1 protein-coding gene is annotated in these 1,699 nt (G+C 54.1%); it reads left to right on the top strand.

The window, feature by feature from the left end; translation table 11 throughout:
• Positions 1–1,631: 3'-5' exonuclease (locus tag IGQ15_RS10815; protein ID WP_297051650.1), on the top strand; the 1,631-nt coding region annotated here is incomplete at its 5' end.
• Positions 1,632–1,699 lie beyond the last annotated feature (68 nt).

The raw sequence follows: 1,699 nt of genomic DNA, 5'->3' as shown, positions 1-1,699 counted from the left end.
GAACGGTGCATCTGCTGCAACAGCACCCTGAGCGCCTTGAGTATTGGCATCAGCAGTTCCCCCATATTCTGGTGGATGAGTACCAAGACACCAACCGCACCCAATACGATCTCATTCGGCTATTGGCCACCAATGGCACACCCCCCCAGCAGTTTCAGAATTGGAGCGATCGCTCAATTTTTGTTGTGGGCGATGTGGATCAGTCTATTTATTCGTTCCGCTGTGCTGATTTCACTATCTTGATGGATTTCCAGAAAGATTTTGGCGATCGCCTGCCCGATGACGATAGCCGCACAATGATCAAGCTAGAGGAAAACTATCGCTCCGTTGCCAACATTGTGCAGGCCGCCAATCATCTCATTAAGCATAACAACGAACGCATTGATAAAGTGCTGCGTCCCACCAAAGGAGAAGGCGCCCCCATTCACTGTGAGTGTTGCAACACCGAAACCGATGAAGCCGATTTTGTTGCCCGCAAAATCAAAGCCTTGGGCAGTCAATCCCTCGAACCCCAGTGGGGACGGTTTGCCATTCTCTACCGCACCAATGCCCAATCTCGTCCCTTTGAGGAGGCCTTAGTTCGCGCCAACATTCCCTACACCGTGGTCGGCGGCCTCAAATTCTATGAGCGCAAGGAAGTCAAGGATATTCTCGCTTACCTGCGGCTGCTGCAAAACCCCCAAGACACCCTGAGTCTGCGGCGAATTATCAACGTGCCACCGCGCGGGATTGGCAAAACCAGTTTGGATCGCCTCAGTGACGCCGCCCATATCCCTGGCATTTCCCTGTGGGACTTAATTGCCGATACCGAATCCATGACGCCCTTGGCCGGGCGAGCGAGTCGTGCGGTACAGCAGTTTGTTGCTCTCATGACCCGCCTGCGATCGCTGGTGGACGATATTGAACTCCCTCAACTGGTGAAAACCGTGATTGAAGAAACAGGCTACCGCCGCGAGCTAGAAAACGAAGGCACTGACGAAAGCCGAGAGCGACTGCAAAACCTGATGGAATTGGTCAACGCTGCTCAGCAATTTAGCGAAGAAAATGAGGGGGCAAGCCTCAGCGATTTCCTCAGCAGTTCTGCCCTTGCCTCGGATGTGGATACCTTGCAGGAGGGAGAGGGGGTGGTCTCCCTAATGACCTTGCATGCCGCCAAGGGGCTAGAATTTCCCGTTGTCTTTTTGGTGGGCATGGAGCAGGGACTCTTTCCCAACTCCCGCAGTCTCAACGACCCCATGGCTCTTGAAGAAGAACGCCGCCTTTGCTATGTCGGTATTACCCGTGCCCAAGAACAGCTCTTTCTCACCTTTGCCCAAAGCCGTCGCCGCTACGGTGGGAGTGAAGATACGATTCCTTCGCAATTTTTGGGGGAGCTACCCCCAGAACTGCTGACAGGGAATATTCAACGACGCCCGAAAGTGGCCTCTGTTACGCAGGTATTCCCCTCGCGGTTGAGCAGGGCTGCTGCCTCTCCTTGGCGAGTGGGCGATCGCATTCTCCATCCTGTCTATGGCGAAGGGGAAATCACCCATGTCTTTGATACCGGTCCGAAGCTCTCCTTGGCGATTCGTTTCCCATGTCGCGGGCAAAAGGTGGTTGATCCTCGGCTGACACCCCTTAAGCGGCTGTAAATCGAGCGAAGCGATCCGAAGGGTCTATTTCGCATCAGTGGCCGCCCGAACCAAAAAGTGACGGTTAT

The sequence above is a fragment of the Thermosynechococcus sp. M98_K2018_005 genome (genome assembly GCF_015295825.1).
Classification (GTDB): Bacteria; Cyanobacteriota; Cyanobacteriia; order Thermosynechococcales; family Thermosynechococcaceae; genus Thermosynechococcus.
The sequence above is the reverse complement of the archived record's forward strand: the minus strand, read 5'-3'. Positions and strand labels throughout refer to the sequence as shown.